Raw genomic sequence first — 14,128 nt, forward strand, 5'->3', positions numbered from 1 at the left:
GGGGTTTGGCCACCCGGCCGCCACGGAACGACTTCCCGCCGTACCGGCAGCGGCACCAGGTCGTGCCCGAATCCGAGGGGTGGCATGGCGACCGCGGACACCCAGGGGTCCCCCCGGCAGGCGAGGGCGCTGACGCTCGCCCGGAAGCCGAAACTGTGGCTCTTCCCGGCCGTCCTGTGCGGCCTGCTGGCCGTACTCCTCTCGCTGCTCTACATGGGGGGCATCCTCAACCCGAGCGGCCATCTGCACCGGCTGCCGATCGCCCTGGTGAACGAGGACCAGGGCCCGCCGCCGCCCGGCCAGGCGGAGCCCCTCGGCGCCCGGCTGGCCGCCGCGGTGGTGGCCGGCACCCCCGGCAGCACCGTCGAGTGGCGGCAGGTGGACGCGGCCGGGCTGAGCGAGCAGCTCGCCTCCGGCAAGGTCTACGGCGCACTGGTCGTCCCGCAGGGCTTCAGCCGCGACGTCACCGCGCTGGTCGCCGGCGGCGCCACCGAGCGGCCGACCGTGACCGTGCTGACCAACCCCGGCCTGGGCAGCCTCGGCTCCTCGATCGCCGCGCAGATCAGTCAGAACGCCGTCCACCAGGCCTCGCAGGCGGTCGGCGGGCAGCTGCTGGCCGCCGTGCCCGCCTCCGGCGCCCCCGGCCCGGACACCGGCGCCACCGCCCGGCTGCTGCTCGCCGACCCGATCGCCGTCACCATGCGGGTCGGCCACCCGATCGGCAGCCACAGCGGGCTCGGCCTGAGCGCCTTCTACTTCACCCTGCTGGCCGTGCTGACCGGCTTCATCGGCGGCAACATCATCCACAACGGCGTCGACGGCGCGCTCGGCTACAGCGACAGCGAGATCGGCCCCTGGCACACCCGCCGCCCGACCGTCCCGATCGACCGCACCCAGACCCTGCTGCTCAAGATGGTCATGACGGCCGGGATCATGCTGCTCACCACCTCGCTGGTGCTGCTCTGCTCGGTCGGCGTCCTCGGCATGGACGCCCCGCACCCGGCACTGCTGTGGGTCTTCGCCTACTGCGCGAGCCTCGCCGTGGGCCTCGGGGTGCAGGCGATCAACGCCGCGTTCGGCGGGATCGGGCAGCTGGTGTCGATGTTCGTCTTCATCGCGCTGGCGCTGCCCTCCTCCGGCGCCACCGTCCCGCTCCAGGCGGTCCCCGGCTTCTACCGCTTCCTGAGCCTCTTCGAGCCGATGCGCCAGCTCAGCGACGGCATCCGGGCGATCCTCTTCTTCGACGCCCGGGCCGACGCCGGGCTGACCCGCGGCTGGGTCATGATCGGCGTCGGCGTGGCGCTGGCCCTGCTGTTCGGCTTCGGGATGACCCGCTACTACGACCGCAAGGGCCTGCACCGCTGGACGCCCCAGCCCTCCGACTAGGTCCGGGCCCCGTCTACGCCTCGGCCCCGGCCTTGGTGACGGTCACCTTCAGGTGCTTCATGATCGGCTGGTCGCTCTGGGTGCTGTAGTCGCCGATCGCGCACAGCACGTTCAGCTCCGGCATGTACCCGGCCGCGCAGCCGCGCGGGATGTCGTACGGGACGGCCAGGTAGCCGTGCACCGAACGGGTGGAGCCGTCCCGGGCGGTGCTGGTGACGTCCACCCGGTCGAACTCGGACAGGCCGCGCTCGCGCATGTCGTCCTTGTTCATGAAGACCAGGGTGCGCAGGTTCCTGATGCCCCGGTAGCGGTCGTTGTCCGAGTAGATGGTGGTGTTCCACTGGTCGTGCGAGCGCATCGTGCCCAGCGCCAGGGTGCCCGGTGCGGGGACGACGTCGGGCAGCGGGGCGGTGGAGAACTCGGCCTTGCCGGAGGGGGTGCCGAAGACCAGCTCGCGGGCCGGCTGCTTGATCCGGAAGCCCAGCGGCAGCCGCACCCGGCGGTTGAAGTCCTCGAAGCCGTCCAGGACCTGGGCCATGGTGTCGCGGATGCGGTCGTAGTCCTCGATGTACCACTCCCAGGGGGTGGAGCTGTCCGGCAGTGCCGCGCGGGCCATCCCGGCGACGATCGCGGGCTCGGAGAGCAGGTGCGGCGAGGCCGGGCGCTTCATGCCCACCGACAGGTGCACCATGCTCATCGAGTCCTCGACCGAGGTGGACTGCACCCCGGCCCGCTGGTGGTCCTTCTCGGTCCGTCCCAGACACGGCAGGATCAGCGCGGCCCGCCCGTGCACCAGGTGGCTGCGGTTCAGCTTGGTGCTCACCTGGACGGTCAACTCGCAGGATTCCAGCGCCTGGTAGGTGTACGGGCTGTCGGGCGCGGCGAGCGCGAAGTTGCCGCCCATGCCGACGAACACCGTGACGTCGCCGCGCCGCATCGCCTCGATCGTGCCGACGGTGTCCAGCCCGTGCGCGCGCGGCGGCTCGATCCCGCACACCTCGGCGAGCCGGTCCAGGAACGCGGTGGCGGGACGGTGGTCGATGCCGCAGGTGCGGTTGCCCTGGACGTTGCTGTGCCCGCGCACCGGGGAGGGGCCGGCCCCCTCGCGGCCCAGGTTCCCGCGCAGCAGAAGGAGGTTGACGATCTCGCGGACGGTGTCCACCCCGTGCTCGTGCTGGGTGACGCCCAGGCACCAGCTGAAGATCGAGCGGTCGGCTTCCCGGTAGACCCGCGCCGCCTTGAGGACGGCGGCCCGGTCCAGTCCGCTCTGCCGCTCGATCTCCTCCCAGGGCGTGGCCGCGCAGAGGTCGCGGTAGGCCTCGAAGCCGGCGGTGTGGCGGTCGATGAACAGCCGGTCCAGCGCCCGTTCGTCGGTCGCGGACTGCTCCAGGATCGCCTTCGCCATGCCGCGCAGCAGCGCCATGTCGCCGCCGATCCGCGGCTGGAGGTTCATCGTGCTGGTGCGGGTGGACCGGTTCAGCGCCATGTCGGTGAAGTCGTGCGGGATGATCGTGCGGGTCGCCGCCGCCTCGACCAGCGGGTTGACGTGCACGATCTGCGCGCCGCGCTTGTACGCCTCGGCGAGCGAGGTGAGCATCCGGGGCGCGTTGGAGGCCGCGTTGACGCCCAGGATGAACAGTGCGTCGGTGACCTCCCAGTCCTTGAGGTCGACCGTCCCCTTCCCGGTGCCGAGCGCGGCCTGCAGGGCCCGGCCGCTGGCCTCGTGGCACATGTTGGAGCAGTCGGGCAGGTTGTTGGTGCCCAGCTCGCGGGCCAGCAGCTGGTAGAGGAAGGTCGCCTCGTTGCCGAGCCGGCCGGAGGTGTAGAACGCGGCCCGGTTGGGGTCGTCCAGCCCGCGCAGGGTGCGGCCGACCAGCGCGAAGGCGTCCTTCCAGGTGATCGGGACGTAGCGGTCGGTGCCCGGGTCGTAGACCATCGGCTCGGTGAGCCGGCCCTGGTCCTCCAGCGCGAAGTCGCTCCACCCGGACAGCTCGGTCACCGTGTGGGCGGCGAAGAACTCCCGGCCGACCCGCTTGCGGGTCATCTCCCAGGTGACGTGCTTGATGCCGTTCTCGCAGATGTCCAGGTGCAGGCCCTTGGTGTCGTCGGGCCAGGCGCAGCCGGGGCAGTCGAAGCCGGTCCGCTCGTGGTTCATCCGCATCACCGCGCGCGGCCCGTCCAGGTACGCGCCCTCGCGGACCAGGAAGCGGGTGACGCTCTTGGCGGCGCCCCAGCCGGCGGCCGGGTGGTGGTACGCCGCGGCGTGGGGCGGGCCGGCGGGGGAGGGGCCGACCTCCTCCGATGGTTCTTCCGAGGGAGTGGTCTCGGTGTTGTCGGAGGTGGTCATGGTGCTCGCCTTCCGTCGCACGTCCGTCGTACTGGTCGGACAGTCGGGTTCGGGTCGAGGCTATGTCCGCGCGCCGGGCTCCGCGCGTCGAGCGGTCACGCCCCCGGCAGGCGGTCGAGCACGGAGGCCAGCTCCGTGCGCCGGGCGACCTCCAGCAGCGCGCGGGCCATCACCGAGCCGGGCTCCCGGGCGGCGATCACCAGGGCGACCGGCGCGCTGTGCACCGGCTCCGTCAGCGGGACGGCCCGCATCCCGTGCGGCACCCCGAACACGTGCAGCCACGCGTACGGCACGACGCTCGCCCAGTGCCCGGTGCGGACGTGGGCGAAGAGCGAGGCCACCGAGTCGGTCTCGACCCGCGGCGCCGGCTCCAGCCCGAGGCCCGCGAACACCTCGTCCAGCACCCGGCGGCCCTGCATGCCCGGGTGCAGCAGGCACAGCGGCAGCCGGGAGGCCTCCGCCCAGGTCGCCCGCGGGCGCCGGGCCGGCTCCTCGGCCGGACCGGTCAGACCGGTCAGCAGGACGTACCGCTCCTCGTACAGCGGGAGCGCGCGCAGGTCGTCGTGGCCCGGCCCGGGCAGGTAGGTGATGCCCGCGTCGATCTCGAAGTTCCGCACCTGGCGCAGGAGTTCCTCGGAGCGCAGGTCCGTGGAGAGCTCCACGGCGGCCAGCGGGTGGGCGGCGCAGAACGGCCCGGTGAGCAGCGACACGGCGCCCGAGGCGGTCGGCACCGAGCCGATCCGCAGCCGTCCGCTCAGACCGGTGCGCAGCGCGTCCACCTCGTCCCGCAGGGCGTCCCGGTCGGCCAGGATGCGCTGCGCCCACCGCACGATCCGCTCGCCCTCGGGGGTCAGGCCCTCGAAGGCGCGGCCGCGCCGCACCAGCAGCACCTTCAGCTCGTCCTCCAGCTTGCGCAGCGCCTCGGAGAGGGCGGGCTGGGAGACGTGGCAGGCCTGGGCGGCGCGGGCGAAGTGGCGCTCCCGGGCGAGCGCCACGAGGTACTCGAGCTGGCGGAACAGCATCTTCCTACTCGGCCCCGGTGGCGGCGGACGGGGAGGCGGCCGCGGGGGCGTCCGCGGTGGCGGCCGAGGTGGTGGTGTCGACGCGGTCGGTGCGGGTGTAGACGTTCATCGAGTCGCCGCGCAGGAAGCCGACCAGGGTCAGCCCGCTCTCCTCGGCGAGGTCCACGGCCAGCGAGGACGGCGCGGAGACCGCCGCCAGCACCGGGACGCCCGCCATCACGGCCTTCTGCACCAGCTCGAAGGAGGCCCGGCCGCTGACCATCAGCACGGTGCCGCGGGCCGGCAGCAGCCCCTCGCGCAGCGCGTGGCCGACCACCTTGTCCACGGCGTTGTGCCGGCCCACGTCCTCGCGCAGGCAGAGCAGCCGCCCCTCGGCGTCGAACAGCCCGGCCGCGTGCAGGCCGCCGGTGCTGTCGAAGACCTTCTGGGCGGCGCGCAACCGGTCGGGCAGCGCGGAGAGCAGGGCGGGGGTCACGCGCAGCCCGTCCTCGGCGACGCTCCACGAAGCGGTGGTGCGCACCGCGTCCAGGCTGGCCTTGCCGCACAGGCCGCAGGAGGAGGTGGTGTAGAAGTTGCGCTCCAGCGAGGCGTCGGGGGCGGGCACACCGGGGGCGAGCAGGACGTCCACCACGTTGTAGGTGTTGCCGCCGTCGGCGGTGGCACCGGCGCAGTAGCGGATGCCGGCCACCTGCCCGGCGGCGTGCACCACGCCCTCGCTGACCAGGAACCCGGCGGCCAGGTCGAAGTCGTTGCCCGGGGTGCGCATGGTCACCGTCAGCGGGCGCCCGCCGACCCGGATCTCCATCGGCTCCTCGGCCGCCAGGGTGTCGGGACGGTACGAGGGCGCGCCCTGGCGCAGGCGCAGCACTCTGCGGGGGACGGTCACTCGGCCCATGGTCGTCGGCTCCTCGGTGGTGTCGGTCAGGTCTGTACGGATGAATCCTCCCTCCTCGCGGCGGTGTGCGGGGCGGGCGGGCCGGACGGGGGGTCGGTCACCGGGCCGGTCAGCGGGCCGCGCGCTGGGCCGGGCAGGGGACTGGGCAGAGGGCTGGGCAGAGGGCCGCGCGCTGGGCCGGGCAGGTGGCGGCGGCTGTGCGCGGCGGTGACCGCCAGGCAGAGCAGGCCGACGGCCGCCATGCCCGCCAGCAGCGCCGGGTACGAGGCGTGGCCGGCGGTGCCGGCGAGCAGCAGCGGGGTGAGGAAACCGCTGGAGGTGGTGCTCTGGTAGAGCGACGCGGAGACCGGCCCGCCGGCGCGGGGGGTGAGCCGCTCCACCTCGTGCAGCCCCGCGCCGAGCGTCAGCCCGTACCCGGTGCCGAGGACGACGGCGGCCACCACCACCAGGCCCACCGAGTCGCGGGCGGCGGCGAGGGAGCCGAGCAGCAGCCCGGCGATCACGGTGGCCATCGCGGTGAGGGTGGCCCGGGCGCTGCCCGCGTCGTCCAGCCGGGCGGCGAAGGGCTGGGTGACCACGCCCGTGGCCAGGGTCAGCGCCGCGACCAGGCCGCTGAACAACGGGGCGTAGCCGGGCACCCGGTCGGCGACCAGCGGGGGCAGCACCACGTACGCCACGGTGGCGGCGCCGAGCACGGCCGGGCTGGCGGGCAGGACGACGTAGCGGAACCGGGGGTGGCGGACGGCCGCCGTGCCGGGCGCTGGCGTGTCCTGCCTCTGCTCCTGCCCTTGCTCCCGCCCTTGCTCCCGCCCGTGCTCCCGCTTCTGCGCGGTGTGCGCCGGTTCGACGGCGCGGCTCCGGGCGGTCTCCGGGAGCTCCCGGGTGGCCCGCAGCACCAGCAGACAGCCCAGGGCGTGGACCAGACCGGGCAGCACCATGGGGCCGGGCAGCCACTCGGCGATCACCCCGGAGGCCAGCGCGCCCGCCGCGAAGCCCGTACCGGTGGCGTACATCGCCCGGCGGGCTCCCCGCTCGGGCGGGACGGCGGGCCCGGAGAGCTCGCGCAGCCAGGCCGTCCCGGCCAGGAAGACCAGCCCGGCGGCGAAGCCGGTGGCCAGCCGGGCGGCGTACACCGACGGCTCGTGGGGCAGGGCCAGCAGCACGCTGGCGGCGGCGGACAGGCCCAGCGCGCCGCGCACCGTCCGCCGCCGGCCGTACCGCTCGGCGGCGGGCCCGCCCAGCAGCAGCCCGGGCACCAGGCCGACCAGGTAGACCGAGAACATCGCGGCCAGCGAGAGCGCCGACCAGTCGGTGCGCGCCCGGTACACGGTGGCCAGAGCGGTGAACTGGTTGGCGCCCCAGGCGGCGACGGCGACGGCGGCGGCCGCCGGAAGCCAGCGGGCGGTACCGGGCACGGGCATTTCCTCAGTGCTGCCCATGCGCTTTCCTGCCCCGTTTCCGGCTTTTCGGCCATTCCTGGATTTCCGCGTTCCAGTGTGCGGGCCGCCGTCGCGGGGCGTCAAAGAGGCCATTCCTGTGAGTCGATAAGCGGCGCCTATCGCAGCCTGTCATCGAATCGACGGGTGCGCCCGTCCCGAATATTCCGCAGAACGCCGGAAATCCCCGATATCGCGATCGGGGATTCCGCTCCGGCTATTTCGCTCCGGCCGTTTCGCGACGGCCATTCCGCTCCGGCTATTCCGTACCGCCCACCGACAGCACCGTCGCGCTGGCCGCGCCGGCCGGTGTCTCGTAGTCCACCGTCTCCCCGGCGTGGCGGCCCAGCAGCGCCTTCCCGAGCGGGCTGTCGTAGGTCACCAGGGTGAGGTCGCGCTCCTCCGCCACCTCGGAGATCTCGACGGTCTCCTCCGTGCCGTCGTCGAACCGCACGGTCACCGTCGATCCCACCCCGACCACGCGCGCGGACGGCTTCCCGGCCACCTCGGCCTCCCGCAGCCGCGCCTCCAGCTCGGTGATCCGCCGGTCCAGCCGGGTCACCTCCGAGGCCCGCTGCAATTCGTCCGCCGCATCCGCCCGGTCCCCCGTCGGCTCCACGCCGCGCAGCGTCGCGGCCACCTTCCCGCGATCCGCCCGCAGCTGTGCCAACTCCTCCTGCACCGCACGCAGGCCCTCGGCACTGATCGGTTCCGGCCCACCGCTCATCCCAAGCTCCCGGGGCTGCTCGTCACACGCTCGAACACCGGCCGCCTCCCATTACCCCACCGCCCGCGGCCCCGGGCAACTTCGCGGCGGAGGCCGCCCCGACGCGAACTCCGGCCGGGGCGTCCGGATCCGAGCCCGGCACCGCTCGCGGCCGGCCGACGTCGAGGAGGAACCGGCCCCGGGCCGGCTGCCCGCCGACCTACCCGGCGGTTCCGCCGGTCACGAGGTGAGGATCGGGACCGGCCGGGGCCGCGCCTGCCGCGCCGGGACGGCCGGTCCGAGGAAGGCGCTCGGCGTGCCGTGCCAGGACACGTGCAGGGCCTCCCGCGCCCGGGTGCAGGCCACGAAGAGCAGGCTCAACTCGCCGTCGAGGTCCTCCTGGTGCTGCTGCGGGTCGGTGTCCACGGGGGTGAGCGCGCTGCGCATGGGCACCAGGCCGTCGCTGACGCCGACCACGGCGACGCAGCGGAACTCCAGCCCCTTCATCCGGTGCATGGTGCCGATCCGTATGCCGGGGGACGGCGCGTCGCCGAGCTGGTAGGAGGGTGTCCCGGCCCGCTCCAGGGCCTCGGCGATGTCGCGGCCGAACCGGACGGTCCGTACGGCGACCCCGATGTCCTCGGGGCTCACGCCGGAGGCGGTCCACTCCTCGACGCGGGCGACGAGGGCGCGGATCTCCTCGGCCTGGTCGCGGTGGCCGCGGACGTCGGGGTGCGCGCCGTGCAGGGTCGAGTGGTAGCCGGCCAGCGACTCCTCGCCGCCGTCCATGTCGTCCGGGCGCTCGCCGGTCAGCAGGGACGCGGACCAGCTGAGGATCTCCTGCGTCGTCCGGTAGTTGACCCGGAGCCGGGAGGAACGGCCGACCACGTGGATGCCGAGCGAGCGCAGCGAGACCTTGTTCCCGTAGATCCGCTGGTGCGGATCGCCGGCGAGGAACAGGTCGTCCGGTCCGGCGGCCACGAGGGCGCGCAGGAAGCGCCACTGGACGGGGTGCAGGTCCTGCGCCTCGTCGATCACCACGTGGCGGAACGGGCGGTCCTCCCCGTCGTCGAGGGCCCGCGCGGCCCGCGCGCAGACCTGGAGGGGCGTCAGCTCCCCGGCCCGGCCCAGCTCCGCCTCGAACGCGGCCACCGCGCGCCACAGTTCGGCCCGCTCCGGTGTCCCGAGGGCCTTGCCCCGGCCGGTCCGCGGCGCCTTCAGGTACTGCTCCCGGCTCTCGATCGCCTGGGCCAGGACGACCTGTCGCCACTCCTGGTCGAGGAACAGGTCGGTGAACCCGACACCGAGTCGGCGGGCGACCCGGCCCCAGCGGGCGAGGACGGCGGCCTGCTGGAAGAGGACCTTCGCCGGGGCGCCGCCGCCGGAACGGCGGAGGACCTCGTCGGCCAGGGCGTCGACGGTGACCACCCGGACCTTCGCCCGGATCCGCCCGTCCGTGACGAGCAGTGCCAGGCAGCGTTCCAGCTCCGCGGCGAGGTCCCCGGAGAAGGTGGTCAGCAGAATCGATCCGTCAGGCGCGTCCGCGGGCAGCCGACGGGCCAGGTGGTAGGCCCGGTGCAGGGCCACCACCGTCTTCCCCGTGCCGGGACCACCGGTCACCCGGGCCGGACCGTTGTACGACTCCCGGTAGGCGACCCGGTACTGGGCCGGGTGCAGGAAGATCCGCCAGGCGTCGAAGGGGCGTTCCAGGATCTCCAGCAGCTCGTCGGGGCCGGACACCAGGGCGACCCGGCCGCGGGCCCGGGCCATCGCCGAGACCAGGCCGTCGGCGGGCTGCTCGACGCTCGCGGGGGCGGCCGCCCCCGCGTACGCCCGGACGATCTCACGGTCGATCTCGGCCGGCTCCATCCCGCTCGCCAGGCCGACCAGGACGTCGAACTGCTGCTCCGGCAGCACCCGGTGGAGCGCCTCCAGATGGGCCTCGTCCGGGAGCAGCCGGATGATCGGCAGGATCTCCTCGTCGACGCCCAGACTGCGCAGGACCTTGTCGGAGCGGTCGGCGAACAGCCGCCGGGGCTCGTCGGCGGCCAGGGCCTTCAGCGACCGGGAGACCCGCTCCAGCGCGACGTCGTTGCGGATCTCGACGCCCTGGGTGGCGGCGTTGACCGACGCGCGGTGCTTGCAGGCCCAGTCGTTGGCCTTGTCGTGCGGAAGGACCTTCAGCAGGAGGTAGCCGTCGCCCCGGTCGGCCTTGAGGACGACCCCGCGCCAGAAGTCGGTGATCCGGATGGTCCGGATCCGGGGGTCACGCTGGTTGGTGAGCTTCTCCAGGTGCACGCCGCTGTGCGTGGCCTCGGTGAACTTCTCGAAGGTCTCGAACACCCGCCGCTGCACCGGCTTCTCCAGCGCCGCGAACTCCATCAGGAAGTCCCGGTGCATGCCCAGCGTCGCCACCCCGGCCCCCTCGCGCCCGTGCCCGTCCGTCGGTCCGCCCGGGCAGTGCGTTTCACTGTACTGGCCCGGATGATCACTCCCGGCGGCCGCCCGGCGGACGGTCGGACCGAGGGTGGCGGTGATCACCTTCGGGGCCGGGGGCGGGGTGAACGCGCAGGTCGGGGGCCCGGGCGGGGAGGGCCGGGGAGGGACCGGCGGTCGGGGGCGCGGGCGGGCGAAGCTACCATGTGGGCAACACCCTCAGCTCGAAAGATGGACTTGTGACTGTCAACGACGACGTGTTCACGGACTGGAAGAACCGCGAGGAGATCGCGGAGTCGATGATCCCGATCATCGGGCGGCTGCACCGGGAGCGGGACGTCACCGTCCTGCTGCACAGCCGTTCCCTGGTGAACAAGTCGGTGGTCAGCATCCTCAAGACGCACCGCTTCGCCCGGCAGATAGCCGGCGAGGAGCTCTCGGTCACCGAGACGATGCCGTTCCTTGAGGCCCTGACCGCCCTGGACCTCGGCCCCTCGCAGATCGACCTCGGCATGCTCGCCGCGACGTACCGGGCGGACGACCGCGGCCTGTCGGTGGCGGAGTTCACCGCCCAGGCCGTCGCCGGCGCCACCGGTGAGAACAAGCTGGAGCGCCGGTCCGGGCAGGACGTCGTGCTGTACGGGTTCGGCCGCATCGGCCGGCTGGTCGCCCGTCTGCTGGTCGAGAAGGCCTCGGGCAACGGCCTGCGGCTGAAGGCCATCGTCGTGCGCAACAGCGGCGGCGACGACCTGGTCAAGCGCGCCTCGCTGCTGCGCCGTGACTCCATCCACGGCCAGTTCCAGGGCACGATCACCGTCGACGAGGCGAACAACAAGATCATCGCCAACGGCAACGAGATCACGGTGATCTACTCCGACGACCCGACCAAGGTCGACTACACGGAGTACGGGATCAAGGACGCGATCCTGATCGACAACACCGGCCGCTGGCGCGACCGCGAGGGCCTGTCGAAGCACCTGCGCCCCGGCATCGCCAAGGTCGTGCTGACCGCGCCGGGCAAGGGCGACGTCCCGAACATCGTGCACGGCGTGAACCACGACACGATCAAGCCGGACGAGCAGATCCTCTCCTGCGCCTCCTGCACCACCAACGCCATCGTCCCGCCGCTGAAGGCGATGGAGGACGAGTACGGCGTGGTCCGCGGCCACGTGGAGACCGTCCACTCGTTCACCAACGACCAGAACCTGCTGGACAACTACCACAAGGCCGACCGCCGCGGCCGCTCGGCGCCGCTGAACATGGTGATCACCGAGACCGGTGCCGCCTCGGCCGTCGCCAAGGCCCTGCCGGACCTCGAGGCGAAGATCACCGGCAGCTCGATCCGCGTCCCGGTGCCGGACGTCTCCATCGCGATCCTCAACCTCCAGCTGAAGCGGGAGACCAACCGCGAGGACGTCCTGGAGTACCTGCGGAACGTCTCGCTGACCTCGCCGCTGAAGCGCCAGATCGACTTCATCGACTCGCCCGACGCTGTCTCCAGCGACTTCATCGGCTCGCGCCACGCCTCGATCGTGGACGCCGGCGCGACCAAGGTCGACGGCGACAACGCGATCCTCTACCTGTGGTACGACAACGAGTTCGGCTACTCGTGCCAGGTGATCCGGGTCGTCCAGTACATCTCGGGCGTCGAGTACCCGACCTACCCGGTTCCGGCGGTCTGATCCACCGGTAGGGCAGGCCCCCGGGCCAGGACGACGGAGCAGTACGGCGGGGCGGTGACCGGTCGGTCGCCGCCCCGCCGGCGTACCCGGGTCGGGGCGGTCGCTATCTTGAGGGGTCACTGACAGGTGTCAGGTCCAGGGAGAGTGATGGGGATGGGTGGTCGGCGGGTGCTCGCCGCGGTGGCGGCGGCCGGGGTGCTGACGGGCGTGCTGGCCGGGTGCTCCTCCGGGGGATCGAAGAACGCCGGCGGAACGGCGGCGCCGGCTTCGGCCGCGTCCGCCCCGGGTCCGGCGGCGGCGTCGACGGGGACGACGGGTGCGCCCACGGCCGCTCCCGCGCCGACCACGGCGGCCGCCGGGGCGAACGGCGCGGCCTCGGCGCCCGCCTCCGCGCCGGCCCCCGCCGCGGTGGAGGCGCCGCACGGAGACCTGGAGGCGGCGCTGCTGGACGACAAGGTGGTCGGGCAGGTACTGCCGGACGCCAAGGCGATGGCCGGCTGGGTGGAGGAGAAGCGCAAGGTCGACACCGCCGACCACCAGGTCACCTGCACCGGTGCCGCGGCCGCATCCTGCGCGGGCAAGCCGCTGAGCGGGTCGGTCCGGTTCTCCTCCGGGGACGTGGTCGTCCGCTTCCTGGTGGACACCCTGCCCAGCCGGGACGCGGCGGCGCAGCGGCTGAAGGAGAGCTACGCCTCGTACGCCGCCGGGCCGTTCAAGAAGGTCGACACCCCGGCGCTGGGCAGCGAGAGCCAGGCCTTCCAGGGGCCGCTGGCCGAGGGCGAGGGCGTCGGCATCGTGGTGCGCTCGGGCACCGTGGTGGCCGGCGTGACCAGCGAGGGCGGGCCGGTGGACGTGGCCGCGACGCGCAGGCTCGCGGTGATGCTGGTCAAGCGGATCGAGCAGGCGCAGGCCGGGCAGACGCCGGACGCGGGCCTCGGCGTGGGCTGAGGCAGCCCTCCTCGCACGGGCAGGGCGCTGGACTGGGCAAACGGATGTCAGTCGACCGTGATATCTACCTATCGCGGGGCCACAGTGCGGCCATGTGAAAGATACTGACGACGTTCGAGGGGGCCAGACATGCCGCTGTTCCGACGCCGCTCCGGCGGGGAGGGCGCGGAGGACCGGGCCGGGCGGCGGGGGTTCGGGTTCGGCTTCGGCCGGCGCGGCGCCGGATCGCCCGCGCCGACCGGTGGCGGCGAGCCGCGGCTCGACCCGACGTACGGGGACCTGTCGGTGCGGCTGGCGCTCCGCCAGGCCGCCGCCGGGGACTGGGCCGCGCTGCGCCCCGCGCTGGCCGCCGCCGAGGGCGAGAACCTGACCTTCCTGGTCGGGGCGATAGCCGACGTGCCCCGGGTCGAGCAGTGGACGTCGCGTGCGCTGGCCGACACCCCGGACGACACGCTGCTGCTGTTGCTGTCCGGCGCCCGGCACATCGACTGGGGCTGGGAGGCCCGCACGGATGCCCGGGCCAAGGACGTCACCGAGGAGCGGTGGAAGGTGTTCCACCAGCGGCTGGACGTCGCCGAGGAGCAGCTGCTGGAGGTCGCCGAGCGCGAGCCGTCCTGGCACGCCCCCTGGCGGTTCCTGCAGACCAGCGCCCTCGGAGCCTCGCTCGGCCCGGACGTCGCCACCACCCGCTTCGAGGCCGCGGTGCGCCGGGCACCCGGGAACTCCGCCTCGCACTGGGTCCGGCTGCAGCAGCTGAGCGCCAAGTGGGGCGGTTCGCACGAGGAGATGCACGGGTTCGCCCGCTCCGTGATGCTCGCCGCCCCGGAGGGCAGCCGCCTCGGTGAGCTGGTCGCGGTCGCGCACCTGGAGCACTGGCTGGCCCTCCCGGACGGCGAGGACCGCGCCTACCTGACCAGTCCCGCCGTGGTGGCCGGGCTGCAGGAGGCGGCCTTCCGGTCCGTCCTGCACCCGGCCTTCGAGCCGGCGCGCGGCTGGCAGGGCGCCTTCAACACCTTCGCGATGGCCTTCTCCCTCGCCGACCAGCCCAAGACCGCGCGCCTGCTGTTCGACGCGCTGGACGGCTTCGTGACCGAGTCGCCCTGGCACTACCTGTCGGGCGATCCGGTCAAGGCCTTCCGGGCCCACCGCGACCGCTGCGCCTCGTACCGGCGCTGAGGCGCGACGGCGCCGAGGCGTAGCCGACTCGCAACGAGGCTGCCTCCAGCTGTGCCGAGCCGTACCCCACCACCGTCATCCACCCCGCGATCGA

Annotated in this window: 10 protein-coding genes; 4 read left to right on the forward strand and 6 right to left on the reverse strand. The window is 73.5% G+C overall.

Features of this window, described 5'->3' with window-relative positions; translation table 11 throughout:
• Positions 1 to 84 precede the first annotated feature (84 nt).
• The gene (locus tag ACFWP2_RS25625) at positions 85 to 1,386 is read left to right on the forward strand and encodes a YhgE/Pip domain-containing protein (protein ID WP_380455357.1); all 1,302 of its coding nucleotides are present in this window, start codon (positions 85 to 87) and stop codon (positions 1,384 to 1,386) included.
• A 13-nt stretch (positions 1,387 to 1,399) separates the two neighbouring features.
• Here ACFWP2_RS25625 and ACFWP2_RS25630 read toward each other — a convergent pair whose 3' ends face one another.
• The 6 genes from ACFWP2_RS25630 to ACFWP2_RS25655 all read right to left on the reverse strand — a co-directional run bounded on the left by ACFWP2_RS25630 (position 1,400) and on the right by ACFWP2_RS25655 (position 10,207).
• Positions 1,400 to 3,733: an FdhF/YdeP family oxidoreductase gene (locus tag ACFWP2_RS25630; protein WP_380455359.1), complete on the reverse strand. Its 2,334-nt coding sequence runs from the start codon at positions 3,731 to 3,733 to the stop codon at positions 1,400 to 1,402.
• 95 nt (positions 3,734 to 3,828) lie between these two features.
• Complete coding sequence (locus tag ACFWP2_RS25635; protein ID WP_380455361.1) at positions 3,829 to 4,755, reverse strand: LysR family transcriptional regulator; 927 nt, start codon at positions 4,753 to 4,755, stop codon at positions 3,829 to 3,831.
• Between the two features lie 4 nt (positions 4,756 to 4,759).
• A complete protein-coding gene (gene fdhD / locus ACFWP2_RS25640; RefSeq protein ID WP_380455363.1) occupies positions 4,760 to 5,650 on the reverse strand; it encodes a formate dehydrogenase accessory sulfurtransferase FdhD in 891 nt (296 codons plus the stop codon).
• A 26-nt stretch (positions 5,651 to 5,676) separates the two neighbouring features.
• The gene (locus ACFWP2_RS25645; protein WP_380455365.1) at positions 5,677 to 7,089 is read right to left on the reverse strand and encodes an MFS transporter; all 1,413 of its coding nucleotides are present in this window, start codon (positions 7,087 to 7,089) and stop codon (positions 5,677 to 5,679) included.
• A 256-nt stretch (positions 7,090 to 7,345) separates the two neighbouring features.
• The gene (locus ACFWP2_RS25650; RefSeq protein ID WP_380455368.1) at positions 7,346 to 7,813 is read right to left on the reverse strand and encodes a GreA/GreB family elongation factor; all 468 of its coding nucleotides are present in this window, start codon (positions 7,811 to 7,813) and stop codon (positions 7,346 to 7,348) included.
• A gap of 219 nt (positions 7,814 to 8,032) precedes the next feature.
• Positions 8,033 to 10,207 carry a UvrD-helicase domain-containing protein gene (locus ACFWP2_RS25655; protein WP_380455370.1) on the reverse strand — a complete coding sequence of 725 codons (2,175 nt, stop codon included), beginning with the start codon at positions 10,205 to 10,207 and terminating at the stop codon, positions 8,033 to 8,035.
• 260 nt (positions 10,208 to 10,467) lie between these two features.
• On the opposite strand from ACFWP2_RS25655, the gene ACFWP2_RS25660 reads away from it, so the two are divergent.
• From ACFWP2_RS25660 to ACFWP2_RS25670, 3 genes are all read left to right on the forward strand, one after another.
• Positions 10,468 to 11,910 carry a glyceraldehyde-3-phosphate dehydrogenase gene (locus ACFWP2_RS25660; RefSeq protein ID WP_380455372.1) on the forward strand — a complete coding sequence of 481 codons (1,443 nt, stop codon included), beginning with the start codon at positions 10,468 to 10,470 and terminating at the stop codon, positions 11,908 to 11,910.
• Between the two features lie 153 nt (positions 11,911 to 12,063).
• On the forward strand, positions 12,064 to 12,858 hold the full coding sequence (locus ACFWP2_RS25665) for a hypothetical protein (protein WP_380455374.1): 795 nt from the start codon (positions 12,064 to 12,066) through the stop codon (positions 12,856 to 12,858).
• Positions 12,859 to 12,987: 129 nt separating this feature from the next.
• On the forward strand, positions 12,988 to 14,034 hold the full coding sequence (locus ACFWP2_RS25670) for a hypothetical protein (protein ID WP_380455376.1): 1,047 nt from the start codon (positions 12,988 to 12,990) through the stop codon (positions 14,032 to 14,034).
• Positions 14,035 to 14,128: the final 94 nt, after the last annotated feature.

Origin of the sequence: Kitasatospora sp. NPDC058444, assembly GCF_042721415.1 — a bacterium.
In the GTDB taxonomy this organism is placed as follows: domain Bacteria; phylum Actinomycetota; class Actinomycetes; order Streptomycetales; family Streptomycetaceae; genus Kitasatospora.

Excerpts from the sequence above, each read along its gene's own strand:
- ACFWP2_RS25665 (WP_380455374.1), top strand. The coding sequence starts at position 12,064 with ATGGGTGGTCGGCGGGTGCTCGCCGCGGTGGCGGCGGCCGGGGTGCTG.
- ACFWP2_RS25650 (WP_380455368.1), bottom strand. The coding sequence starts at position 7,813 with ATGAGCGGTGGGCCGGAACCGATCAGTGCCGAGGGCCTGCGTGCGGTG.
- fdhD (WP_380455363.1), bottom strand. The coding sequence starts at position 5,650 with ATGGGCCGAGTGACCGTCCCCCGCAGAGTGCTGCGCCTGCGCCAGGGC.
- ACFWP2_RS25670 (WP_380455376.1), top strand. The coding sequence starts at position 12,988 with ATGCCGCTGTTCCGACGCCGCTCCGGCGGGGAGGGCGCGGAGGACCGG.
- ACFWP2_RS25635 (WP_380455361.1), bottom strand. The coding sequence starts at position 4,755 with ATGCTGTTCCGCCAGCTCGAGTACCTCGTGGCGCTCGCCCGGGAGCGC.
- ACFWP2_RS25645 (WP_380455365.1), bottom strand. The coding sequence starts at position 7,089 with ATGGGCAGCACTGAGGAAATGCCCGTGCCCGGTACCGCCCGCTGGCTT.
- ACFWP2_RS25630 (WP_380455359.1), bottom strand. The coding sequence starts at position 3,733 with ATGACCACCTCCGACAACACCGAGACCACTCCCTCGGAAGAACCATCG.
- ACFWP2_RS25625 (WP_380455357.1), top strand. The coding sequence starts at position 85 with ATGGCGACCGCGGACACCCAGGGGTCCCCCCGGCAGGCGAGGGCGCTG.